Origin of the sequence: Cupriavidus phytohabitans, assembly GCF_017815025.1 — a bacterium.
Lineage (GTDB): Bacteria > Pseudomonadota > Gammaproteobacteria > Burkholderiales > Burkholderiaceae > Cupriavidus.
Genome location: NZ_JAGIQB010000009.1, coordinates 39166 through 62201, shown reverse-complemented (window position 1 = coordinate 62201; position 23036 = coordinate 39166). Strand labels below are relative to the sequence as shown.

Sequence of the window (23036 nt, the reverse complement as noted above, 5' to 3'; positions counted from 1 at the left end):
GGCAGCACTGCAGCAGGGTCGTCCCGGACGGCCGCGGCGGGTTTGCCTGCCACGGTGTTGATGGCCATTACTCGGGATAACAGTGCATCTGGCAGATTTGATCGAAACCACCCTTAACGGCATGGGATATGAGCTGGTTGAGCTCGAGCGTGCCCCGGCCGGATTGTTGCGTGTCTATATCGATCAGCCTGAAACCGGCATTGCCATCGAGGATTGTGAAAAGGTGAGCCGCCAGCTCACCCACGTGTTCACGGTCGAGAACGTCGACTACGAACGCCTCGAGGTCTCGTCGCCCGGACTGGACCGGCCCCTGAAGAAGCTGGCTGACTACGTCCGCTTTGCCGGCGCCGAGGCGCGCGTGACGCTGCGCCTGCCGGTCAACGGGCAGAAGAACTTCACGGGCATCCTGCGCGAGCCGGCCGGCGAGGCCGGCGCGGAAAAGGTCGGCCTGGAGTTCGAGGGCAAGGATGGCCCGGCACTGCTGGAATTTGCCGTATCCGATGTCGACAAGGCACGCCTGGTGCCGGTATTCGACTTCAAAGGAAATCAAAGAAAAGGGAACAAGCAATGAGCCGCGAAGTTCTGTTGCTCGTCGATGCGCTTGCGCGTGAGAAGAACGTCGACAAGGATGTGGTATTCGGTGCCCTGGAGGCGGCGCTCGCCTCGGCCACCAAGAAGCGTTTCGAAGAAGACGTGGATATCCGGGTCGCGATCGATCGCGAGTCGGGCGAGCATGAAACCTTCCGCCGCTGGCTGGTCGTTCCCGACGAACAGGGCCTGCAGGAGCCGGACAAGCAGATCCTGCTGTTCGAAGCCCGCGATGAGAATCCCAGCCTTGAGCTTGGCGACTACATCGAGCAGCAGATCGAGTCGGTCGAGTTCGGCCGTATCGGCGCGCAGGCGGCCAAGCAGGTGATCCTGCAGCGCATCCGCGACGCCGAGCGCGAGCAGATCCTGAACGACTACCTCGATCGCGGCGAGAAGATCATGACCGGCACGGTCAAGCGCGCCGACAAGAAGGGCCTGATCGTGGAATCCGGCCGCGTGGAAGCGCTGCTGGCCCGCGACCAGATCATCCCGAAGGAAAACCTGCGCACCGGCGACCGTGTGCGTGCGTATATCCTGAATGTGGACCGCGCCGCGCGCGGCCCGCAGATCGAGCTGTCGCGCACTGCCCCTGAGTTCCTGATCAAGCTCTTCGAAAACGAAGTGCCGGAAATGGAACAGGGCCTGCTGGAAATCAAGGCCGCCGCCCGTGATCCGGGCGTGCGTGCCAAGATCGCGGTGGTCGCGCATGACAAGCGCATCGACCCGATCGGCACCTGCGTTGGCGTGCGCGGTACGCGCGTGACCGCGGTGCGCAACGAGATCGGCGGCGAGGCCGTGGATATCGTGCTGTGGTCGGAAGACCCGGCGCAGTTTGTGATCGGCGCGCTGGCACCTGCGCAAGTGCAGTCGATCGTTGTCGATGAAGAGAAGCACAGCATGGACGTGGTGGTCGACGAGGAAAACCTCGCCGTCGCCATCGGCCGCAGTGGCCAGAACGTACGCCTGGCGTCCGAACTGACCGGCTGGCAAATCAACATCATGACGCAGGAAGAATCGGCGCAGAAGCAGGCCGAAGAGAGCGATGTCGTGCGCAAGCTGTTCATGTCCAAGCTGGACGTGGATGAGGAAGTGGCGGACATCCTGATCGAGGAAGGCTTCTCCACGCTGGAAGAAGTGGCCTATGTCCCCATCAGTGAAATGATGGAGATCGAGGCCTTTGACGAAGACACCGTCAACGAGCTGCGCAACCGCGCGCGTGATGCGCTCCTGACGATGGAACTGGCCCGGGAAGAAAAGGTGGAAGAGGTGTCGCAGGATCTGCGATCGCTCGACGGCCTGAACCCGGAACTGATCGGCAAATTGGCCGAAGGTGACATCCACACGCGTGACGACCTGGCCGAACTGGCCGTCGACGAACTGGTCGAGATGACGGGCGTCACCGAGGAAGAAGCCAAGGCGCTGATCATGAAAGCACGGGAACATTGGTTCAACTGAGGGACACGGCCGGGCTGCCGACACCAGCCCGGGCGCGCTTTCCGCATACGATTTGTCCCGACGAAGACACCAAGCATTGAAAGGGTTTGAATGGCAAGCACAACAGTTGCCCAACTGGCCGCAGAACTGAGTCGCAGCGCAGCTGCCCTGCTGGAACAATTGCAGGCGGCTGGGGTGGGCAAAGCTGCGCCAGAAGACATCATCACGGAATCGGATAAGACCAGGCTGCTGGACTATCTGAAGCGCTCGCACGGCCAGGCCGACGACAGCGCCCGCAAGAAGATTACGCTGACCAAGCGCGAGACCTCGGAGATCCGCCAGTCGGATGGCACCGGCAAGACTCGCACCGTCCAGGTTGAGGTGCGCAAGAAGCGCGTGCTGATCAAGCGCGACGAAGCCCAGCCTGAAGTCCAGGCGGATGCCGCCGAAGGGCATGCAGCGGCCGCGGCCGAGGCTGCCGAACAGGCACGCCGCGACGAGGAAGAACGCCGTCAGGCCGAACTGCTGGCGCGCCAGGAAGCCGAAGCAAAGGCCGCCCGCGAGGCAGCCGAGCGTGAGGAAGCCGAGCGCCGCGCCCAGCAGGAAGCCCTGGAAGCGGAACAGCGCCGCCAGGCGGAACTCGCCGCCAAGAAGGTGGAGGAAGAGGCTGCCGCGTCGCGCGCCGTGACCGAGGCCGCGGAAGACTCCTCGCGCAAGAAGGCCGAGGACGAGAAGGCCCGCGTCGCCGCTGAACGCGCCGAGGCGCAGAAGGCTGCGGACGAGGCCAAGGCCGCTGCCGACAAGGCCCGCGCCGAGCAGGAAGTCGCTGCGCGCAAGCGCCGCGAGGCTGCCGAAGCCGAGGCTCGTGCGATCCAGCAGATGCTGAACGCACCTCCGCGCGTGCTGAAGGCGCCGTCCGAGCGCAAGGCTGAAGAAAAGAAGGCCGAGCAGACCGGTACGCTGCACAAACCGGTGAAGCCGGCCGGTGCGACCACGGAAGCGAAGAAAGACGACAAGAAGCCGGCCACCACGACCACGACCACGGCAACCGCCGACAAGAAGGGCAAGGTCGTGAAGGCAGGCTGGCAGGACGACAGCAGCCGCAAGAAGGGCAGCGGCCTGAAGACGCGCGGCGATTCGTCGGGCGGCGTGGGCGGCTGGCGCGGTGGCCCGCGTGGCCGTGGCGGCAGGCAGCAGCAGCACGACGACAGCCGCAGCAGCTTCCAGGCGCCGACCGAACCGGTGGTGCGTGAAGTGCACGTGCCCGAGACCGTCTCCGTGGCCGACCTGGCCCACAAGATGGCCGTCAAGGCGTCCGAGGTCATCAAACAGATGATGAAGCTCGGCCAGATGGTGACCATCAACCAGGTGCTGGACCAGGAAACCGCCATGATCGTGGTGGAAGAAATGGGCCACAAGGCGTTCGCCGCCAAGCTGGACGATCCGGAAGCGCTGCTGGTGGTGGACGGTGAAGAACACACCGACGCCGAACTGCTGCCGCGCCCGCCGGTGGTGACCGTGATGGGTCACGTCGACCACGGCAAGACCTCGCTGCTGGACTACATCCGCCGCACCAAGGTTGCCGCGGGCGAAGCCGGCGGCATTACGCAGCACATCGGTGCCTACCACGTGGAAACCGACCGTGGCGTGATCACCTTCCTGGACACCCCTGGTCACGAGGCCTTTACGGCCATGCGTGCCCGCGGTGCCAAGGCGACCGACATCGTGATCCTGGTGGTCGCGGCCGACGACGGCGTGATGCCGCAGACCAAGGAAGCGATCGCGCACGCCAAGGCTGCCGGCGTGCCCATCGTGGTGGCAATCAACAAGATTGACAAGCCCGACGCCAACCCGGACCGCGTGAAGCAGGAGCTGGTGGCCGAGCAGGTGGTGCCGGAAGAATACGGTGGCGATTCGCCGTTCGTGCCGGTGTCCGCCAAGATGGGTACAGGTGTGGAAGACTTGCTCGAGCAAGTGCTCCTGCAAGCCGAAGTGCTGGAGCTGAAGGCTCCGGTGGAAGCCCCGGCCAAGGGCCTGGTGGTGGAGGCCCAGCTCGACAAGGGCAAGGGCCCGATCGCTACCATCCTGGTCAGCAGCGGCACGCTCAAGCGTGGCGACGTGGTCCTGGCTGGCAGCGCCTACGGCCGCGTGCGTGCCATGCTGGACGAGAACGGCAAGCCGACCAAGGAAGCTGGTCCGTCGATCCCGGTGGAAATCCAGGGTCTGTCGGAAGTGCCTGCCGCCGGTGAGGAAGTGCTGGTGCTGCCGGACGAGCGCAAGGCGCGCGAAATCGCGCTGTTCCGCCAGGGCAAGTTCCGCGACGTGAAGCTGGCCAAGCAACAGGCCGCCAAGCTCGAGAACATGCTGGAGCAGATGACGGAAGGCGAAGTGCAGACGCTGCCGCTGATCGTCAAGGCCGACGTGCAGGGTTCGCAGGAAGCGCTGGTGCAATCGCTGCAGAAGCTGTCGACCGCCGAAGTGCGCGTGCAGATCGTGCACGGCGGCGTGGGTGGCATCTCCGAGTCCGACGTCAACCTGGCGACGGCGTCGAAGGCGGTCATCATCGGCTTCAACGTGCGTGCCGACGCCGGCGCGCGCAAGCTGGCCGAGCACAACGGCATCGATATCCGCTACTACAACATCATTTACGATGCGGTAGACGAGATCAAGGCGGCGATGTCCGGCATGCTGGCGCCGGAGAAGCGCGAGACCACGACCGGCACGGTCGAGGTGCGCCAGGTGTTCCGCGTGCCGAAGGTCGGCGCGGTGGCGGGTTGTATGGTCACCGATGGCGTGGTCAAGCGCTCCTCGCTGGTGCGCGTGCTGCGCAACAACGTGGTCATCTTCAGCGGCGAGCTCGATTCGCTGAAGCGCTTCAAGGACGACGTCAAGGAAGTGAAGCAAGGCTTCGAGTGCGGTCTGTCGATCAAGAACTTCAACGATGTTCAGGAAGGCGACCAGCTCGAGGTGTACGAAATCACCGAGGTGGCGCGTACGCTGTAAGCGTCGCAAGCAACGGCAGGCCTCGGCCTGCCGTTGTCATCTCAGCAGAACAGTATTGAATGGCCAAGAAAGGCAATATCTCCTCCCGCAACCTCCGCATCTCCGACCAGATCCAGAAGGACCTGGCCGAGATGATCCAGCGCGAGCTGCGCGACCCGCGCCTGGGCCTGGTCACGCTGCAGTCGGTCACGCTGACGCCGGACTATGCCCACGCCAAGGTGCACTTCACAGTGCTGGGTGCCGAGCCGGCAACGGCCGAAGCCATTCTCAACGAGAAGGCCGGCTTCCTGCACTCGCTGCTGTACAAGCGCCTGCACATCCACACCGTGCCGACGCTGCGTTTCCTGCACGATACCTCGGTCGAACACGCGATCGAGATGTCCAAGCTGATCAACGAAGCGAACGCCACGCGTTCGAAAGACGACTGAGCCGGTGCCCGTGCCGCCAGGCATGGGCAACGCGTCCCGCAGGGCCGCAAGCCGCGCCGCATCAGCGTCGCTCCTGTTTCCTCCGATGACCGAATCCAACGCCGCTCGTCCGCCGCGCCTGCCGCGCCGCGACGTCCATGGTGTGCTGCTGCTCGACAAGCCGCTGGGCCTGTCGTCCAACGATGCGCTGGTGCGCGCCAAGCGCCTGCTGCGCGCCAACAAGGCCGGGCATACCGGCACGCTCGACCCGCTGGCCACAGGCTTGCTGCCGCTGTGCTTCGGCGAGGCCACCAAGTTTTCGCAGGACCTGCTGGAAGCGGACAAGACCTATGACGCCGTGGTGCGGCTGGGTGCGCGCTCCAGTACCGGCGATGCCGAGGGCGAATTGCTCGATATCCGTGAGGTGACCTGCGACCGCGCCGCGGTGGAGCAGGCGCTGGCGCGCTTTACCGGCGAGATCGAACAGGTGCCGCCGATGCATTCGGCGCTGAAGAAAGATGGCCGCCCGCTGTACGAGTACGCGCGCGCAGGGCAGACGGTCGAGCGCGCCGCGCGCCGTGTCACCATCCACGCGATCGAACTGCTGGATTGCGCGCTGCCCCCGTCGTTCACCACGGCCGCGTTTACCATGCGCGTGACCTGCAGCAAGGGCACTTACATCCGCACGCTGGCCGAGGATATCGGCGAGGCGCTGGGCTGCGGCGCCCACCTGACCGGGCTGCGCCGCATTGCCGTGGGCGACCTGACGCTGGACGGTGCGGTGACGCTCGAGCAGATCGAGCATCAGGACGATGCCGCGCGCCCAGGCATGCTGGCCCCGGTCGACGCCTTGCTGCAGAAAAGCCCGCCCGTGACGCTGGACGAAGCTGCCGCTTCGCGCTTCCTGCAGGGGCAGCGCATTGCGCGCCGGGACCTGCCCGATGGCTCCGATATCGCGGAAGGCGTGCTGGCGCGCGTTTATGCAGGCGCGCCAGCGCGCCTGCTCGGCGTCGCCCGTATGCGCGAGGGCGCTTTGCGGCCGGAGCGGCTGGTCAAGCTGTAGGCGCCGCTCCTTGCCGGTAGCGGATCAGTCGAGCGTGATTTTCGCTGCCTTGATCACATCGGCCCACATCTTGCGGTCCTGTGCCAGGAACCCGGCGAAATGCTCCGGCGTGTCGCCGACCGGCTCGGAGCCGAATTCCGCCATCTTCTTCTTCACTTCCGGATTCGCCAGCGCCTTCACCAGTGCCTGGTTGTAGCGGGCGACGATCGGCCTGGGCAGGTCCTTCGGGCCGAAGATCCCTTGCCAGGTCGGCATGTTGAAATCCTTCAGCCCGCTCTCGGCCAGCGTCGGCACGTCGGGCAACAGTGGCGAGCGCTTGCTGCCGGTGACGGCGATGGCGCGGACCTTGCCGGACTTGGCCAGCTGTGCCGCCGTGGTGATGTTGTCGACGGTCATGGCGATATGGCCGCCCATCAGGTCGGTGATCACCGGCGTGGCGCCCTTGTACGGCGCGTGGACCATGTCGACGCCGAGGCGATGCAGCATGGTTTCGGCGATCAGGTGGTTGGAGGTGCCGACGCCCGCGGTGCCATAGGTGACCTGTGGCGTCTTTTTCACGTACGCAGTGAAATCTGCCATCGACTTGACTGGCAGGGCCGGGTTGATGATCACCACGTTGGGCTGCGTCGCCAGCATGGCGATCGGCGTAAAGTCATCCGCCTTGTACGGCGTGCCCTTCGGGTTGAGCACATGCGTCACCGCCATCGCACCGGCTGCGCCCATGCCGATGGTGTAGCCGTCGGCCGGCGCCTTGGCCAGCTTGTCGGCGGCGATATTGCCGCCCGCGCCCGGCACGTTTTCCACCACCACCGGCACGCCGAGGCTTTCCGACAGCGGTCCCTGCACCAGCCGCGCCAGCAGGTCGGCGGAACCACCCGGCGCGAAGCCGACCAGCAACCGCACCGGCTTCGACGGCTTCCACTCCTGCGCATGCGCCCCCGTTGCCGCTACCGCGCCCAGGCTCATGCACACCATGCCGCGCAGCAGCGGCCCCATCCACTTCGCCACCTTTTCCATCGTTACTTCCACCCCAGCAGTGTCACAGGCAATCTGTCAGCGGGCTTGCCCTTACCCGTAAGCAGGATCACAGGCCGTGCCCGCTGCGGCCATCCAGCACCTGGCCGAGCAGCGTGGCTACCATCCGGTTCGAGAGCAGCACCGGCGCTCCGGCATGGCGCGCGACTTCGGCGCGCATCGCCTCGGTGTAGCCCATGCAATGCATCACCACCAGGTCGCAGCCGCGCAGCGTTTCACCGGCCTGCGCGAAACGGCCGGTGCCGGTGTCGGTATAAGGGGAGGCATGCGTAACGCGCAATTCACAGGACACCGGCCCGATCAGGTGAAAGCTGCCGACCTGGCCTTCCAGGGGCAGCACGATGCCGAGCCGCTTGCATCCCTGGGCGAGCGCGACGGTCAGGTGATCCACCACCTGCTGCGGCTCGATCACCAGCGTGCGCATCGGCGGCAGCGCGGTGCCCGTGCACAGCGGCACCAGCGCGTCGAAGCGGCCATCGTCCAGCGAGGCCATCAGCCGCGCGAGCATGGCTTCGGCCACCGGCTTGCCCATTACCGCCTGCGAGCCGTCGCGCAGGCGGCTGGCAAAGCGGTACTCGTCGCCTGCCGGGGCGAGTGCGGCGATCTGGTCCGCGTCGAGGTCGTCGAGGATGCCGAATTCTTCCGCCGCCACCGGCAGGCCCAGGTCGGCCAGTATCTGCGGCACCACGTCGGTCCGCGGCGCCTGGCCGATGGTGACGAAGGCCACGCGCGGCAGCCGTTCCGCCGTGGCGCTCATGCCGCCACCCCGACGGTTTGCAAGTGCGCCAGCGAGCCGTAGCGCCGCTGCAGTTCGGCCCACTCGTCCACGCCGTAGAAGGAGCACTGGCCCTGGCCGAACAGCTTCGCGACCTCGATGCAGAAGCGCGTGGCCACATCCAGATCATGGGCGTTGGTCACGCCAGTCGCACAGCCCGGCACCGTGGTCTGCGCGGTCAGCGCCACGCCGACCACCGGTGCATCGGTGACGATGGCGGGCTGCATGATCGAATTGACGTGCCACAGGCCGTTCTCGTAAGGCGTGATGTCCTGCGTGGTCAGCGGCAGCACCACCGGCAGCTCGCCGCTGACCCACCCGATCAGGTCCAGCATGCGTTCGGGCAGCCGCAGCAGCCAGCCTTCCTTGGCTACCGGCGTCAGCGCGACGCCGCGCCGGTTGACGAAGCGGTTGCCACGCGTGGTATCGACCGACAGGATCGCCGCCATTTGCGGATGGACCTCGTGCGACATCATCGTGCGCATGGCGAAGGGCGACTTCATCATCGGCACCGGCTGGTGCGGACGCGTGGCAGCGTGCGGGCAGATATGCGTGTGGATGCGGACCGGGCCGGCCAGCACGTCGCCGCCGGCGGCCATGTCGGCCAGCTTCAGCGCGGTGGCGACCGCGACGATGGCGCCGTCGGCATCGGACACCAGGCCGGTCACGGCCGGGCGGGCGCCCACGCCGCCGAGGCGGCCGACCACGCCCAGCGCGGGCGCGTCGGGATTGCGGCCGGGCAGGGTGCAGGCGAGGAAGTCGGTGTAGAGGCCGTTCTCTTCCACGCGCGTCACCGTGACGTCGCTGATGCCGCGCGCGCGCAGCAAAGTGGCAACGGCTGCGCCGTCGACATTGGCTGCGGACAGCAGCTCGATCGATTCAATCACCTGCTTGATGGACATCTTGCTTGGCTTTCCTGTATTGCGATGGGTCAGATGGCAGTGGCGCAGGCCGGCACCGACAATGCGCCGGGGGCGACGTCTTCGATCTCCTGGCCAAGGAACCAGCGTGCGCCATGCGCGCCGCCCATCTCCATGCGATCGCCCGATACGCGCACCCAGTTGCCTTCGGGCAGGCCCAGCACCGGCATCCGCGGCTGCAGCACCGTGAACTCGGCCAGGCGCTGGTCACGGGTTTCGCCGCGGAAGCCCGGCACCAGCAGGTTGAAGTAGTGCGGGTTGATCTGGAAGGGCACCAGCGCGAGCGCATCGAGGCCGCCGGGGTCGGCGACCGGCATGTCGTTGGTGGTGCGGATGCTCGGGCAGGCGACGTTGGTGCCCGCGCTCCAGCCGATATAGCGCGCGGCGCCCGCAGCCACCTGGCGCGCGATGACGGGCAGCAGGCCGCGCTCGCGCAGGCATTGCAGCAGGCGGAAGGTGTTGCCGCCACCGATGACGATCAGTTCGGCCGCTTCCACCGCCCGCACGCAGTCGGCATCGGAGAGCCGGTGTGGGGAGTGCGCTTCGATGCCGGCCGGGGCCAGTGCGTCGCGCACCAATGCTTCATACGTGCCCCAGTCGCGCGTGACGCCGGCGAACGGCAGGAAGCAGGCACGGGTGCGTCCGCCGGCCAGTTCGCGGATGGCGTCGTGGGCATGGACGAGGTAGCCCGCGTCGCTGGAGGAGTTGCTGAGTAACAGGAGTTCCATGGGATTGAGCTGCCGGGGTTGCTAGTGCCCGGCGGTGTCGCCGGGATGGAGCCAGAGCGGATCGCCGATGCGCTGCCCGACCGGCGCCACTGCCTGCACCAGCGTTTCCCGCAGCGCGTGGGCCTGGGCCTGGCTGACCTGCATCGCGGTAAACGACAGGCACAGGCCCCGCACATCGCCGGAAAGCGGATCGGCCAGCGTGGTGGCCACCGCGCCGATGCCCGGCATGCCTTCATTCACGGCGATCGCGCTGCGCTCGCGGCTGGCGCTTGCCACGCGCTCGGCCAGTTCGGCCACGGTAGCGGGGCAGCCAGCTGGCGCCTCGGGCAATTTGCGCGCGCCGGAGGTGCCATAGCGTGCGCTGAATTCGGCTTCCGGCAGGCGCGAGAGCAGCACGCGGCCCATCGCGGTGGTGAATGCCGGCCGGCGCGCGCCCGGCGGCGACAGCACTTGCACCGGGTTGCTGCCGTTCAGGCGCTGCAGGACCACGGTGTCGGTGCCGTCGAGCATCGACAGGTAGGCGGTAAAGCCGGTGGAGTCCGACAGCGAAGCCAGGATGGCCCGGCATTGCTCGTCGAACGGATGCGCCTGTGTCGCCGCCTGGGCGGCGCGAATCAGGAGCGTCCCGGGGCGGTAGCGCCGTGTCGACGGCTGCAGCTCCAGCAGCCGGTAGCGCACCATCTGCGCCAGCAGCCGCGAAGCCGAGCTCTTGGCCAGGCCGAGTTCGTCGATGACGTCGTTGAACGTGACTTCGTGCCGGCCCTGTTCGAACATGGCCAGCACGCTTTCCACGCCTTCGAGAATGCTCACACCGTCGCTCCGTCGTTCTGATATTCGGTTGGTTCCGTTTTTCGGAACCATGGTTCCGTAAATCGGTTCGGAAATCATAGGACGGCCGGGGCCGGAATACAAGGGGGCCAGTCGAGAAGACAAAAAAGGGACGCTCGCAAGCGTCCCTTTGTCCCATCAGCAGGCGTGTGCCTCAGTGCGCCGCCATCGCGTCCGCCGAACCGCCGCCGCCCCTGGCCGGCCGCGTCAGCCAGACAAAGCCGATCAGTACGAAGAACAGCATCCCCGAGATCCAGAAGATATCGTTGGCGCCCAGCATGGCTGCCTGCTGGCTGATATTGCGCTCGATCACCCCCACCGCCTGTGCCTGGCTCATGCCCATCTGCATCAGGTGGCTGAGCTGGTCCTGGTAGGCCGGGTTGTACGGGTTCACCTGCTCGACCAGCTGCGCATGGTGCAGGGCCGAGCGGTTCTCCCATACCGTGGTCGAGATCGAGGCGCCGATGCCGCCGAAGGTGATCCGCACGAAGTTCGACAGGCCCGACGCCGCCGGAATCTTCTCGGCCGGCTGCCCCGACAGGATGATCGAAGTCAGCGGGATAAAGAACATCGCCATCGCCGCGCCCTGGATCAGCGTCGGCACCATCAGCGTCCAGGTATCGACCTGCGTGGTGAAGCCCGAACGCATCAGGCTGACGATGCCGAAGGTGATGAACGCGGCCGTTGCGACCCAGCGCGCATCCATCTTCGGCAAGTTGCGCCCGATCACCGGCGACAGCAGGATCGCGAAGATCCCCACCGGCGCCATCACGATGCCGGCATCCGTCGCGGTATAGCCGACGATGGTCTGCAGCCACAGCGGCAGGATCACCAGGTTGCCGAAGAACAGCCCGTACGCCACCGAGATTGCCACCACGCCCGAGCTGAAGTTGCGGCCCTTGAACAGGCTGATGTCGACGATCGGATGCTTCTCATAGGTCTCCCACGCCAGGAAGAACAGGAAACCGACAATCGCCACCAGCGTCAGCACCACGATCTCGGTGGAGTGGAACCAGTCCAGCTCCTTGCCCTTGTCGAGCATCAGCTGCATCGAGCCCACCCAGATCACCAGCAGCGCCAGGCCGATGCGGTCGATCGGCAGCACCTTGGTCGGCGTCTCGCGGTCCTTGTAGATGGCCCAGGTGGCGTAGGCGGTGATGATCCCCACCGGCACGTTGATGTAGAAGATCCACGGCCACGTCATGTTGTCGGAGATCCAGCCACCCAGCAGCGGGCCCATGATGGGCGCCACCAGCGTGGTCATGCCCCACAGCGCCAGCGCCATGGTGCTCTTCGCGGGCGGATAGCTCGACAGCAGCAGCGACTGCGACAGCGGGATCATCGGCCCCGCCACCGCCCCTTGCAGCACTCGGGCGGCCAGCAGCGTTTCCAGGTTGGGCGCGACGCCGCACAGCCACGACGCCAGCACGAACAGCAGGATCGACGTGATGAACAGCCGCACCGCGCCGAAGCGCGTGGTCAGCCAGCCGGTCAGCGGCACCGAGATCGCATTGGCCACCGCGAACGAGGTAATGACCCAGGTGCCCTGGTTCGGCGCCACCCCGAGGTCGCCCGAGATCGCCGGGATCGACACGTTGGCGATCGACGAGTCGAGCACGTTCATGAACGTGGCCAGCGACAGCGCGATGGTGCCGAGCACCAGCTTGCCGCCGGTCAGCGGCTGCGGCGGCTGCGGCGCCAGCGGCGCGGCAGGCCGCGCCGGCGTGCCGGCGCCGGACTGCGCGGCGGTGATGGAGTTGGCCATGATCAGGAGCGGGCAGGCTTGGCGTTGGCACCGCCGGTCGCGTTGGCGGTGTCGGGCCCGATGGCCCCGTTGCCTCCGTTGGTCCCCTTGGCGCCTTCGGCCCCGGCGGCAGCAGGCAGGCCGGCGGCGCGGCCGCCGTTGTTGGCGGTGATGATCTGTGCGATCAGCTGGTCGGCGTCCTGTGCCACCTTGTCATAGACATCGGTCTGCATCGGCCTGGCCGGCGCGGCATTGGCCATGGCGGCGCCTTCCTCGCGGCGCACGTCGACCTTCACTGTCATCGACAGGCCCACGCGCAGCGGGTGATCCTTGAGCTGCCGCGCATCCAGCGCGATCCGCACCGGCAGGCGCTGCACCACCTTGATCCAGTTGCCGGTGGCGTTCTGTGCCGGCAGCAGCGAGAAGGCCGAGCCGGTACCGGCCGAGAAGCCCGCGACCTTGCCCTTGTACTCCACCTTGGAGCCGTACACGTCAGCCTCCAGCGTCACCGGCTGGCCGATGCGCATATGGGTGATCTGCACTTCCTTGAAGTTGGCGTCGACCCAGACCTGGTCCAGCGGCACCACGGCCATCAGCGGCGCGCCCGCGGCCACGCGCTGGCCCACCTGCACCGAGCGCTTGGCCACGTAGCCGGTCACCGGCGCCGGCAGCGTCGAGCGCGCGAACGACAGGTAGGCCGATCGCAGGTTGGCGGCGGCGCGCTGCACGTTGGGGTGCTTCTCCACCGTGGTCTGGTCGGTCAGCGCCTTGTTCGACGCGAGCTGCTCGCGCGCGGCCAGCAGCGCCGATTCCGCTGCCTTGAGCGCGGCCTGCGCGTGCGCGATCTCTTCACTGGAGACCGCGCCCGTGCCGGCGATGGCCTGGCGGCGGCGCAAATCTTCGCGCGCCTTGGCGACATCGGCTTCGCGCAGCGCCACGTTGGCGGCGAGCGAGCCGTTGTTCACGTAAAGCGTGCGCACCTCGCGCACGGCCTGCGCCAGTTGCGCCTCGGCCTGTTCCATCGATACCTGGGTATCGGCCCGGTCAAGCTGGATCAGCGGCTGGCCGGCGGTGACGAGCTGGGTGTCGTCGGCGGCGATCGACACGACGGTGCCGCCGACCAGCGGGGTCACCTGCACCACGTTGCCGGCAACGTACGCATCGTCGGTGCTTTCGAAATGGCGGGCGTACATGCCCCAGTACACGCCGTAGCCGATGCCGGCGACGACGATCGCCGCGGTCAGCGCCAGCAGCATGCGCTTGCGCTTGCCATTGTCGCCGGAGGCCGGGGTTTGCTGGGGATGGTTGGTGCCGGCCGCTTGCTGGTTATTGCTCATGATGTTCTCTGCTGAATCTTGTCTGCGATCACTGGGTGCGCGGATCAGCCGCGGGCGCCCGCCTGGGTCTTGTCCTGTTGCTGCGCGGCGCCGGCCTGGCTGTGGCCTGCGTGGCTCTCTTCGTCGGCAGGCTCCTGGTAGCCCCCGCAGAGCGCCTTCATCAGGCCCATCTGCAGGTCAAGCCGGCGTGCCTGCAGGTCGGTCGCGAGCCGGCGCTGCTGCAGCACGTTGCTTTCCGCGTTGAGCACGGTCAGCTGCGTGCCCAGACCTGCCTTGTAGCGCGTAGTCGCCAGCGCGTAGGCGTGCTCGGCCAGGTCCAGGGCTTCGCGCTGGGTCTGGATCTGCTTGTCGACGCTGCGGATGCTGGTCATGGTGTCGGCGGTTTCGCGCAGCGCGTCCACTAGCGCCTGGTTGTAGTTGGCCACGGCGATGTCGTAGCCGGCGTACTTGCCCTTCAGGTTGGCGCGCAGCCTGCCGCCCTCGAAGATCGGCAGGCGCACGGTCGGGCCGATGCCGAAGGTGCGGCTGATGCCCATCAGCAGGTTGGACGGATCCAGCGCTGCCAGGCCGGCAAATGCCGTCAGGCTGACGTCGGGCAGGAATTCCTTCTTGGCGACGTTGATGTCCTTGGACGCCGCTTCGACGCGCCAGCGCGCCGCCACCAGGTCGGGACGGCGGCCCAGCAGGCCGATGGTCAGATCGTCGGGCAGGGTGGGCGTGGCCTGCGCCAGCAGCACCGGGGGCTGGATCTGCAGGCCGCGGTCCGGGCCCTTGCCCAGCAGCGCGGCGAGCTGGTTGCGGGCCAGCGCGATCTCTTCGTCGACGCGCTGCAGGTCGGTCTGCGATGCGGCCACGGTGCCGCGTGCCTGCGTGGTCTCGACCTGCGTGTCCAGGCCGGCGGCCAGCCGCTGGCGCGACAGCTCGGTCAGGTCGCGGCGCTGCGCGATGGCACGCTCGGCGACGTCGCGCTGGGCATACAGCGCGGCCAGGCGGGCGTAGTTGCGCGCGATCGAGGTCGCCAGGATCAGGCGCGAGGCCTGGCTTTCCGCCTCGGCGGCACGGTCGTCCGACAGCGCCGCTTCGAGCGCATCGCGGTTCTTGCCCCAGAAGTCGAAGTCATAGGACAGGCCCACCTGCAGGCGCGACTGGTTCTGCCACGAGCCGGCCAGTGGCGTGCCTTCGAACAGGTCCTTCTCGGAGAAGCGCTGGCGGATCAGGCTGCCTTCGAACTCCAGGTGCGGGTAGAGCGCGCTGCGCGTGGCCTCGGCCATGGCGCGCGACGCTTCCACGCGGGCAAAGGCCGCCTGCAGGCTGGGATTGTCTTTGACGGCCTCGTCGACCAGCGCGCTCAGCTGCGGGTCCCTGAACTGGTCTACCCAGTCCTGCGTGGGCCACTGGCCGTGCTCGCCGGGCAGGATTTGCGAGGTGGCCATCGCGGCCGGGTCGGCCATGGTCTGGGTACTGTGCGAGTTGCCGAGCGCTGCACAGCCGGCCAGCACCGCCGCGGCAACGACCGTCAATGCCAGCGTGCCCGCCCGGCGTGCCAGCTCGGGCGGGCGGGCTGGCAGCGGGGCTTGTGAAGAGAGAACTTGTTTCATGGTGTCGCTCCGTGTCCGGAGCCATGCTTTGTGACGGGTGGTACGGTGTGTCCGGCGTGCCGGACGGTCTGCCTCGCCGGGGTTCGGGCTCCGGCCGGCGCCGCGCTACCCGCTGTAGTTGTCGATGACCCGGCGCAACATGCTCTTCAGCAACTGGACTTCGTCGGCGGAAAACCCGCTGAAGTGCTGGGAAAGTACTTTGCAGAAGATGCTCGGCAGGCGGTCGGCCAGGGCCTGGCCCTGCTCGGTCAGCAACAGGTCGACCACGCGGCGGTCGGCGTCGCGGCGCTGCCGTTCGATCAGGCCGCGCTTTTCCATGCGGCTGAGCAGGCGCGTGACGGAACCCATGTCGGTGTTCAGTTCGCGCCCCAGGTCTGTCACCGTGGCGGCGCGTCCGGAGGCGATCATGATCAGGCAACTGGCCTGCGCATGCGTGATGTCCAGGCTGCTGACCTCCTGCTCGACGGTGTGCGCCAGCGCGTTCTTGGCGCGCTGCAGCAGGTAGCCGACGCTGTCGCACATCTGGTAACTGGAGGGATCGAACAACCCGGCGTTCGTTGCCGGCGGTCGGGAGGGAAGGTCCTGTGACATCTTTGCCTTTGCAATCTTTGCTGTGGCAAATATATGTTTGCGTTTAAGGATGCGCAAGAACGGAAATTGGTTATTTCACTTTTGGCAAGGATATTTGCTAGCGGAGTGACGGTTGAGGTCAAAGCATCTTGCGCCGCAACATGCTAGAATGTTGGGTTACCTCAGATTCTCCGACTCTCCCTTGCGGGAGTCGCTTTTAGCGAGACGCAGCAATGACCCGCGCCATCCGAAACATCGCCATCATCGCCCACGTCGATCATGGCAAGACCACCCTGGTCGACCAGCTCCTGCGCCAGGCAGGCACCTTCCGCGACAACCAGCAAGTCGCCGAGCGGGTGATGGACTCGAACGACCTGGAAAAGGAACGCGGGATCACGATTCTCGCGAAGAACTGTGCCGTCGAATACAACGGCACCCATATCAATATCGTCGACACCCCGGGCCACGCCGACTTCGGCGGTGAAGTGGAGCGCGTGCTGTCGATGGTCGACGGCGTGCTGCTGCTGGTCGATGCGGTCGAGGGCCCGATGCCCCAGACCCGCTTCGTCACGCGCAAGGCGCTGGCGCTGGGCCTGAAGCCGATCGTGGTGGTCAACAAGATCGACCGCCCGGGCGCGCGTCCGGACTGGGTCATCAACCAGACCTTCGACCTGTTCGACAAGCTGGGCGCCACCGACGAGCAGCTCGACTTCCCGGTGATCTACGCCTCGGGCCTGAACGGCTTTGCCGGCCTGACCGAAGACGTGCGCGACGGCGACATGAAGCCGCTGTTCGAGACCGTGCTGGACAAGGTGCCGGTGCGTGACGACGATCGGGACGGCCCGCTGCAACTGCAAATTATCTCGCTGGACTACTCCAGCTACGTTGGCAAGATTGGCGTGGGCCGCATCTCGCGTGGCCGCGCCCGTCCGCTGCAGGACGTGGTGGTCAAGTTCGGCCCGGAAGGCAATCCGATCAAGGGCCGCATCAACCAGGTGCTGAAGTTCCAGGGCCTGGAGCGCGAGATCGTGCAGGAAGCCGAAGCAGGCGACATCGTGCTGATCAACGGCATCGAAGAACTGGGCATCGGTTGCACCGTGTGCGCGCCGGACGCCCAGGACGCGCTGCCGATGCTGAAGGTGGACGAGCCGACGCTGACGATGAACTTCTGCGTCAACACCTCGCCGCTGGCCGGCCGGGAAGGCAAGTTCGTGACCAGCCGCCAGCTGCGCGAGCGCCTGGACCGCGAACTGAAGTCGAATGTGGCGCTGCGCGTGGCTGATACCGGCGACGACACCATCTTCGAAGTGTCGGGCCGCGGTGAGCTGCACCTGACCATCCTGCTGGAAAACATGCGCCGCGAAGGCTACGAGCTGGCCGTGTCGCGGCCGCGCGTGGTGTTCAAGGAAATCGACGGCGTCAAGCATGAGCCGTACGAACTGCTGACCGTGGACGTCGAAGACAGCCACCAGGGCGGCGTGATGGAAGAGCTGGGCCGCCGCAAGGGCGAACTGCTCGACATGGCCTCGGACGGCAAGGGCCGCACGCGCCTGGAATACCGCATCCCGGCCCGTGGCCTGATCGGCTTCCAGGGCGAGTTCCTGACGCTGACGCGCGGCACCGGCCTGATCAGCCATATCTTCGACGACTACGCGCCGGTGCGCGAAGGCGGCCTGGGCGAGCGCCACAACGGCGTGCTGATCTCGCAGGACGACGGTGATGCCGTGGCCTACGCGCTGTGGAAGCTGCAGGACCGCGGGCGTATGTTCGTCAAGCCGGGCGATGCGCTGTATGAAGGCATGATCATCGGCATCCACAGCCGCGACAACGACCTGGTGGTCAACCCGATCAAGGGCAAGCAGCTGACCAACGTGCGCGCTTCGGGTACCGACGAAGCCGTGCGCCTGGTGCCGCCGATCCAGATGTCGCTCGAGTATGCGGTGGAGTTCATCGCCGACGACGAACTGGTCGAACTTACGCCCAAGAGCATCCGCCTGCGCAAGCGCCACCTGAAGGAGCATGAGCGCAAGCGTGCTGCCCGCGAAGGCGCATAAGCATTGAGCTGGTCATAGAAAACCGCGCCCGGGGCGCGGTTTTTTTATTGCCCGTCGGGCGGCGGCGCCATTGCCGGCGCGCGCGGGCTGCGCCATTCCGGCGGTTTCCACAGATAGCGGACATCCCGGTCGCGCCACGCATCGGCGAACATGTCGCGCCATTCGTGGAAAGTCAGCGTCAGCGGGTTGTGCGTGCGCACCTGGCGCGTGATGCCGTACACCGGCATCTCCCGCTCGGGGACGAAGGTTCCGAAGAGCCTGTCCCACACCGTCAGCACGCCGGCGTAGTTGCGGTCGATGTACTGCGGGTTCCTGGCGTGATGCACGCGATGGACCGAAGGCGTATTGAACAGCGACTCGATCCAGGGCGAGCGCTGTCCCAGCCGCGTATGGACGAAGAACTGGAATGCCAAATTAAGGCCGACGGCCAGGATCACCCAGTCCGGCGTGAAGCCGATATACGCCAGCGGAATCCAGAACAGCCACATCCCGGACAGTGGATACGTCAGGCTTTGCCGGAACGCCGTCGAGAAATTCATGCCTTCCGACGAGTGATGCGTCACGTGCGATGCCCATAGCCAGCGCACGCGATGGCTGGCGCGGTGGAACCAGTAGTAGAGGAAGTCCTGCAACAGCAGCAACAGCGCGAACGACCACGCCGTCTCCGGCACCGCACGCCATCCATGCTGGTAACACCAGCCGTACACCGTCCGGATCATCAGCCAAAGGAAAAATGCGTCAGAGGCCTGGTGCATCAGCGCGAGCGCCGCATTGGAGAGCGTATCGCGCAGGCTGTACACCGACCGGTCGCGGCGCGCCCAATACCAGGCCTCGCCCGAGACGGTCAGCAGGAAGACCGGCGCAAACGCCAGCAGCACGAGTCCGGGATCGAGCGATTCGGTGGTCATCCCGCAAGTGTGCACATTCCGACCGGAATTGCTACGAGAAATTCCTCAATGCTCGTGCATGCGCCGCAAGCTGCCCATGGGGTACGCCCCGCCGGTGCGGCTGGCGTAAAATCACCCGTTGCATTGGAGGAGCAAGACATGACTGAATTCGTCACGACCGAAGTCCACGGTGGCATCGGATACCTGACGCTGAATCGCCCGCAGGCGCTCAACGCGCTGTCGCTGGACATGATCCGCGCCATGACACAGGCGCTGCAGGCGTGGGCTTCGGCGCCAGACGTGGTGGCGGTGGTGGTCTCCGGTGCCGGCGGCAAGGCATTCTGCGCCGGTGGCGATATCCGCTACTTCCACAAGGCGGCGCATGAAGGCGATCCGCTGCTCGACCAGTTCTTTGTCGAGGAATACGCGCTCAATTTCCTGATCCACCGCTACGCCAAGCCTTATATCGCGCTGATGGACGGCGTGGTGATGGGCGGCGGCATGGGCATTTCGCAAGGCGCCCGGCTGCGCCTGGTTACCGAGCGCACCAGGATGGCCATGCCCGAAACCAATATCGGCCTGTTCCCCGATGTCGGCGGTGGCTGGTTCCTGGCACGCACGCCGGGCCATATCGGCGAATACCTGGGGCTGACCGGCGCCGCGATCAGCGCGGCTGATGCGCTGTACGCAGGACTGGCCGATGCCTACCTGCCAGGCAACCGGCTGGCCGAGCTGATCGATTCGCTGCGCGCGCGGCAGTTTGCCGCCGGCGATGCCGTCCTCGCGCATATCGATGGCTTCACTGCGCCGCACCGCGCTGACTGCCTGCCCGCGCAAAGCACGCTGGCGGGCCTGTCCGCACAGATCGACGCGCTGTTCGCCGGCAATACCGCGCAGGATATCCTGGCCGCCGTCAGCGACGCGCCGGGCGACTGGGCCGCGCAGACCGCTGCCATGCTGCGCAGCCGCTCGCCGCTGATGCTGTGCGTGTCGCTGGAGCAGATCCGCCGCGCGCGCGGCATGTCGCTCGAAGATGAGCTGCGCATGGAGCTGGACATGATGTACTACGTGTTCCGCAAGGGCGACGGCGTCGAGGGCATCCGCGCCCTGGCGATCGACAAGGACCACAAGCCGCGCTGGCAGCATGCCCGGCTGGATGAGGTTGGCCGCGAGACAGTCCAGTCGTTCTTCGACAGCCCGTGGCGTATGGAAGACCATCCGCTCGCCGCGCTGGGCAAGGGCGCCTGATCAGCCCGTTGCCCCTGCCAGGCGGCCTCGCGCGCCGCTCGCCTCACGGCAGGCCAGTCGCGACTCGGGTAGAGTGGTGGCTGGACCGGCGCGGGCAGCGATGCCAATCATGGCGCCTGCGCCGCCCGCTTCAAGCGTCCACACAGACAAAGGAGCCGTGATGAGCAATCCTCGTGATGTCGTTGTACTGGTGGGAAGCCTGCGCAAGGAGTCGTATAACCGCAAGCTGGCCAAGGCGCTGATCGCGCAGGCGCCGGCACAACTCAAGCTGGAGATCCTCGAGATCGGCGAACTGCAGCTCTACAACCAGGACCTGGACGACAAGCCGCCCCAGACCTGGGCCGCTTTCCGCGACCGCGTGCGCCGCGCCGATGCGGTGCTGTTCGTCACGCCTGAGTACAACCGCTCGGTCCCCGCACCGCTGAAGAACGCCATCGACGTGGGCTCGCGTCCCTATGGCAGCAGCGTCTGGGACGGCAAGCCTGCCGCCATCGTCAGTGCCTCGCCGGGAGCCGTCGGTGGCTTCGGCGCCAACCATCACCTGCGGCAGTCGATGGTGTTCCTCAATGTTCCGCTCCTGCAGCAGCCCGAGGCCTATATCGGCGGCGTCGACAAGCTACTCGACGAGCAGGGCGGCATTGCCAGCGAATCCACGCGGGGCTTCCTCGACAAGTTCCTGGCCGCCTTCGCCATGTGGATCGACAAGACTGCAGCCACACGATGAGGCGCGGCGCGCCCGCGCCCGGCAATTGCCGATGGTTCACGGCAAGGACCGGCGAGTTTTCGCCGTGCGGGCGGCGTCTCAGGCGAAAGATCTGCCAGGGTGGTAAACTCATGCGCCTCCCGAAGCCGCGATACTGCTGAGGCTGCATTGTGTGCGGCGCCCCCGGCGCATGGGAATTCCACCGGGCGCCGTTGATATCTGCGAGCAGCATGAGGATTGGCCGTGCCGATCCGTTCCCAAATGACCCATTTTCAAGGTAAACCTGCCGCGGCAAGCCCGCGCCGCGTATCCGTGGCGCCAATGATGGATTGGACAGATCGTCATTGCCGCACCTTCCACCGCCAGCTCAGTCGCCATACCTGGCTGTATACCGAGATGGTGACCACCGGCGCGCTGCTGCATGGCGACGTGCCGCGCCACCTGGACTTCGATGCGGCCGAGCAGCCCGTCGCGCTGCAGCTGGGTGGCAGTGAGCCCGCTGACCTGGCCGCGGCGGCGAGGTTGGGCGAGCAATGGGGCTACAAGGAGATCAACCTGAATTGCGGCTGCCCGTCCGAGCGCGTGCAGCGCGGTGCCTTCGGCGCCTGCCTGATGGCGGAGCCCGAACTGGTTGCCGATTGCGTGAAGGCGATGCGCAATGCGGTAAGCATCCCGGTGACGGTGAAGCACCGTATCGGCATCGATACCGTCGAGCACTACGATTTCGTGCGTGATTTTGTCGGCACGGTCGCTGAGGCGGGCTGCGAAACATTTATCGTTCATGCGCGCAATGCCATCCTGAAAGGCCTGAGCCCAAAGGAAAACCGCGAGATCCCGCCGCTGCGCTATGAAGTGGCGTACCAGCTGAAACAGGAATTTCCGCAGCTGGAGATACTGATCAATGGCGGCATCGTCACCTATGACGAGATGGCGCAGCATCTGCGGCACATCGACGGCGTGATGATTGGCCGCGAGGCATATCACCAGCCCTATGTGCTGGCGGAAATGGACGTGCGATTCTATGGCGACGCCGAGGCACCAGTGCGGTCGCGGCTGGATGTAGAGCAGGCGATGCAGGGTTATATCGGCGACATGGTCGAACGCGGCGGGTATATGGGCGCAGTCACTCGGCATATGCTGGGGCTGTACCGCGGGGTTGCGGGAGGACGAGGCTGGCGCCGCGTGCTGTCCGATGCGAAGCGCATGCATGCCGCGCGCACTCGTGCCGATGTGGATGCACTGTTTGCCGAGGCGCGTACACACCTGCATCCCCTGGCATCGGAGCCGCTGGCGGCATAAGACGATTCGCGCTCAACGATGAGCATCACGCCGTTATGGAGCGCTTGAACTCTTGCTCTAACACCGAATCGCCAACTTATGCATCGATTCGCAAGGGTAGCGCGTGCCGCACTTGCTCAGCCCGATCGCCCGGAAACCGGCGCCCGTAAAGGGATTCCAAGCGATTCAAAGGGATTCCCCTAATTCGCCGAGGCAGGGCACTTTTTTACACTGTGCCTGCCCTCGAATACAGGGCTTTCTTCAACTGATTATTCGGCCCGCTTCGGCGGGCTTTTTTTGTCGGCGCGTCCGGCGCTCTTCGTTTACCCGAATGGTGCAAAGTCCTGATGACAGTTACATTGCAACGGCCTTCAGGGCATTTGAGATCGCTAAAGTTAAGAGTCCGCGCTGCGGACTCTTTTTTTGGCCTTTTGCGATTGCGCCATTCGAGCGAATTTGACCGGGCGGCATGGAAAAGAGTTCCATCGGTCACGCTTGCGGCGGTAGGGCTATCGCGACGTATGGCTGATGCCCACGTCCAGCGTCCCGTAGGCCGTGACCCCCGACTCCCGCCCATCGGCTCCGCCGCCAGCACAGCCCGCCAGGGCCGCGACCATTCCCAGTAGCGACAAGGCTCCCGCAAGACGTTCAAGCATTGTTCGCATGCTCCTTCCTCGCAATCTTCCTGAAGATGATTGGGCCACGGCCAATGCGCCAGGTTCCAGGGAACCTGGCATTGCCAAACCGAATGATGCGGAAGGTAAAAGAGGCAGGCAGCCCGAGGGGACGGGCCGCCTGTCAGGAAGATCGAGGGGGGTCAATGTCCCTCGGAACGG

19 protein-coding genes are annotated in these 23036 nt (G+C 66.0%); 9 read left to right on the top strand and 10 right to left on the bottom strand.

Features of this window, described 5'->3' with window-relative positions:
• Nucleotides 1-82 precede the first annotated feature (82 nt).
• The 5 genes from rimP (at nt 83) to truB (ending at nt 6495) form a co-directional block, all read left to right on the top strand.
• Nucleotides 83-571, top strand: coding sequence for a ribosome maturation factor RimP (gene rimP / locus J8I34_RS08325; RefSeq protein WP_029046198.1), 489 nt, complete (start codon nt 83-85; stop codon nt 569-571).
• Nucleotides 568-2043 carry a transcription termination factor NusA gene (nusA, locus tag J8I34_RS08320; RefSeq protein ID WP_029046199.1) on the top strand — a complete coding sequence of 492 codons (1476 nt, stop codon included), beginning with the start codon at nt 568-570 and terminating at the stop codon, nt 2041-2043. Before rimP ends, nusA begins: the two co-directional genes overlap by 4 nt.
• A gap of 90 nt (nt 2044-2133) precedes the next feature.
• Complete coding sequence (gene infB, locus J8I34_RS08315; RefSeq protein WP_029046200.1) at nt 2134-5025, top strand: translation initiation factor IF-2; 2892 nt, start codon at nt 2134-2136, stop codon at nt 5023-5025.
• Nucleotides 5026-5084: 59 nt separating this feature from the next.
• On the top strand, nt 5085-5453 hold the full coding sequence (gene rbfA, locus J8I34_RS08310; protein WP_029046201.1) for a 30S ribosome-binding factor RbfA: 369 nt from the start codon (nt 5085-5087) through the stop codon (nt 5451-5453).
• Nucleotides 5454-5538: 85 nt separating this feature from the next.
• On the top strand, nt 5539-6495 hold the full coding sequence (gene truB / locus J8I34_RS08305) for a tRNA pseudouridine(55) synthase TruB (RefSeq protein ID WP_209805806.1): 957 nt from the start codon (nt 5539-5541) through the stop codon (nt 6493-6495).
• A 24-nt stretch (nt 6496-6519) separates the two neighbouring features.
• Here truB and J8I34_RS08300 read toward each other — a convergent pair whose 3' ends face one another.
• From J8I34_RS08300 to J8I34_RS08260, 9 genes are all read right to left on the bottom strand, one after another.
• The gene (locus J8I34_RS08300; protein ID WP_115661856.1) at nt 6520-7512 is read right to left on the bottom strand and encodes a Bug family tripartite tricarboxylate transporter substrate binding protein; all 993 of its coding nucleotides are present in this window, start codon (nt 7510-7512) and stop codon (nt 6520-6522) included.
• Nucleotides 7513-7579: 67 nt separating this feature from the next.
• On the bottom strand, nt 7580-8287 hold the full coding sequence (locus J8I34_RS08295; RefSeq protein WP_209805805.1) for an AroM family protein: 708 nt from the start codon (nt 8285-8287) through the stop codon (nt 7580-7582).
• The gene (locus J8I34_RS08290; protein WP_209805804.1) at nt 8284-9207 is read right to left on the bottom strand and encodes a DUF1177 domain-containing protein; all 924 of its coding nucleotides are present in this window, start codon (nt 9205-9207) and stop codon (nt 8284-8286) included. Before J8I34_RS08290 ends, J8I34_RS08295 begins: the two co-directional genes overlap by 4 nt.
• Before the next feature lie 29 nt (nt 9208-9236).
• On the bottom strand, nt 9237-9953 hold the full coding sequence (gene pepE / locus J8I34_RS08285; protein ID WP_209805803.1) for a dipeptidase PepE: 717 nt from the start codon (nt 9951-9953) through the stop codon (nt 9237-9239).
• A gap of 21 nt (nt 9954-9974) precedes the next feature.
• The gene (locus tag J8I34_RS08280) at nt 9975-10763 is read right to left on the bottom strand and encodes an IclR family transcriptional regulator (RefSeq protein ID WP_209805802.1); all 789 of its coding nucleotides are present in this window, start codon (nt 10761-10763) and stop codon (nt 9975-9977) included.
• Nucleotides 10764-10935: 172 nt separating this feature from the next.
• Nucleotides 10936-12546 carry a DHA2 family efflux MFS transporter permease subunit gene (locus J8I34_RS08275; RefSeq protein WP_029046205.1) on the bottom strand — a complete coding sequence of 537 codons (1611 nt, stop codon included), beginning with the start codon at nt 12544-12546 and terminating at the stop codon, nt 10936-10938.
• Between the two features lie 2 nt (nt 12547-12548).
• A complete protein-coding gene (locus tag J8I34_RS08270; protein ID WP_245175837.1) occupies nt 12549-13862 on the bottom strand; it encodes an HlyD family secretion protein in 1314 nt (437 codons plus the stop codon).
• A 44-nt stretch (nt 13863-13906) separates the two neighbouring features.
• Nucleotides 13907-15460 (bottom strand): efflux transporter outer membrane subunit, encoded by a 1554-nt coding sequence (locus J8I34_RS08265; protein WP_209805801.1) that lies wholly within the window; start codon nt 15458-15460, stop codon nt 13907-13909.
• A gap of 105 nt (nt 15461-15565) precedes the next feature.
• Nucleotides 15566-16051 carry a MarR family winged helix-turn-helix transcriptional regulator gene (locus tag J8I34_RS08260; RefSeq protein ID WP_209805800.1) on the bottom strand — a complete coding sequence of 162 codons (486 nt, stop codon included), beginning with the start codon at nt 16049-16051 and terminating at the stop codon, nt 15566-15568.
• A gap of 212 nt (nt 16052-16263) precedes the next feature.
• Between J8I34_RS08260 and typA the strand changes: the two genes are divergently transcribed.
• Complete coding sequence (typA, locus tag J8I34_RS08255) at nt 16264-18084, top strand: translational GTPase TypA (protein ID WP_029046208.1); 1821 nt, start codon at nt 16264-16266, stop codon at nt 18082-18084.
• A gap of 44 nt (nt 18085-18128) precedes the next feature.
• On the opposite strand, the gene J8I34_RS08250 is transcribed toward typA, so the two are convergent.
• Complete coding sequence (locus tag J8I34_RS08250; RefSeq protein WP_209805799.1) at nt 18129-18992, bottom strand: sterol desaturase family protein; 864 nt, start codon at nt 18990-18992, stop codon at nt 18129-18131.
• Nucleotides 18993-19130: 138 nt separating this feature from the next.
• On the opposite strand from J8I34_RS08250, the gene J8I34_RS08245 reads away from it, so the two are divergent.
• From J8I34_RS08245 to dusA, 3 genes are all read left to right on the top strand, one after another.
• The gene (locus J8I34_RS08245) at nt 19131-20219 is read left to right on the top strand and encodes an enoyl-CoA hydratase/isomerase family protein (protein WP_209805798.1); all 1089 of its coding nucleotides are present in this window, start codon (nt 19131-19133) and stop codon (nt 20217-20219) included.
• Nucleotides 20220-20379: 160 nt separating this feature from the next.
• Nucleotides 20380-20943 (top strand): NADPH-dependent FMN reductase, encoded by a 564-nt coding sequence (locus tag J8I34_RS08240; protein WP_209805797.1) that lies wholly within the window; start codon nt 20380-20382, stop codon nt 20941-20943.
• A 240-nt stretch (nt 20944-21183) separates the two neighbouring features.
• Complete coding sequence (gene dusA, locus J8I34_RS08235; protein ID WP_035877126.1) at nt 21184-22221, top strand: tRNA dihydrouridine(20/20a) synthase DusA; 1038 nt, start codon at nt 21184-21186, stop codon at nt 22219-22221.
• Nucleotides 22222-23036 lie beyond the last annotated feature (815 nt).

Bases quoted from the DNA above. Each gene is read 5' to 3' on its own strand.
- nusA (WP_029046199.1), top strand. From the start codon at position 568: ATGAGCCGCGAAGTTCTGTTGCTCGTCGATGCGCTTGCGCGTGAGAAG.
- infB (WP_029046200.1), top strand. From the start codon at position 2,134: ATGGCAAGCACAACAGTTGCCCAACTGGCCGCAGAACTGAGTCGCAGC.
- rbfA (WP_029046201.1), top strand. From the start codon at position 5,085: ATGGCCAAGAAAGGCAATATCTCCTCCCGCAACCTCCGCATCTCCGAC.
- truB (WP_209805806.1), top strand. From the start codon at position 5,539: ATGACCGAATCCAACGCCGCTCGTCCGCCGCGCCTGCCGCGCCGCGAC.
- J8I34_RS08300 (WP_115661856.1), bottom strand. From the start codon at position 7,512: ATGGAAAAGGTGGCGAAGTGGATGGGGCCGCTGCTGCGCGGCATGGTG.
- J8I34_RS08295 (WP_209805805.1), bottom strand. From the start codon at position 8,287: ATGAGCGCCACGGCGGAACGGCTGCCGCGCGTGGCCTTCGTCACCATC.
- J8I34_RS08290 (WP_209805804.1), bottom strand. From the start codon at position 9,207: ATGTCCATCAAGCAGGTGATTGAATCGATCGAGCTGCTGTCCGCAGCC.
- pepE (WP_209805803.1), bottom strand. From the start codon at position 9,953: ATGGAACTCCTGTTACTCAGCAACTCCTCCAGCGACGCGGGCTACCTC.
- J8I34_RS08275 (WP_029046205.1), bottom strand. From the start codon at position 12,546: ATGGCCAACTCCATCACCGCCGCGCAGTCCGGCGCCGGCACGCCGGCG.
- J8I34_RS08270 (WP_245175837.1), bottom strand. From the start codon at position 13,862: ATGAGCAATAACCAGCAAGCGGCCGGCACCAACCATCCCCAGCAAACC.
- J8I34_RS08265 (WP_209805801.1), bottom strand. From the start codon at position 15,460: ATGAAACAAGTTCTCTCTTCACAAGCCCCGCTGCCAGCCCGCCCGCCC.
- J8I34_RS08260 (WP_209805800.1), bottom strand. From the start codon at position 16,051: ATGTCACAGGACCTTCCCTCCCGACCGCCGGCAACGAACGCCGGGTTG.
- typA (WP_029046208.1), top strand. From the start codon at position 16,264: ATGACCCGCGCCATCCGAAACATCGCCATCATCGCCCACGTCGATCAT.
- J8I34_RS08250 (WP_209805799.1), bottom strand. From the start codon at position 18,992: ATGACCACCGAATCGCTCGATCCCGGACTCGTGCTGCTGGCGTTTGCG.
- J8I34_RS08245 (WP_209805798.1), top strand. From the start codon at position 19,131: ATGACTGAATTCGTCACGACCGAAGTCCACGGTGGCATCGGATACCTG.
- J8I34_RS08240 (WP_209805797.1), top strand. From the start codon at position 20,380: ATGAGCAATCCTCGTGATGTCGTTGTACTGGTGGGAAGCCTGCGCAAG.
- dusA (WP_035877126.1), top strand. From the start codon at position 21,184: ATGACCCATTTTCAAGGTAAACCTGCCGCGGCAAGCCCGCGCCGCGTA.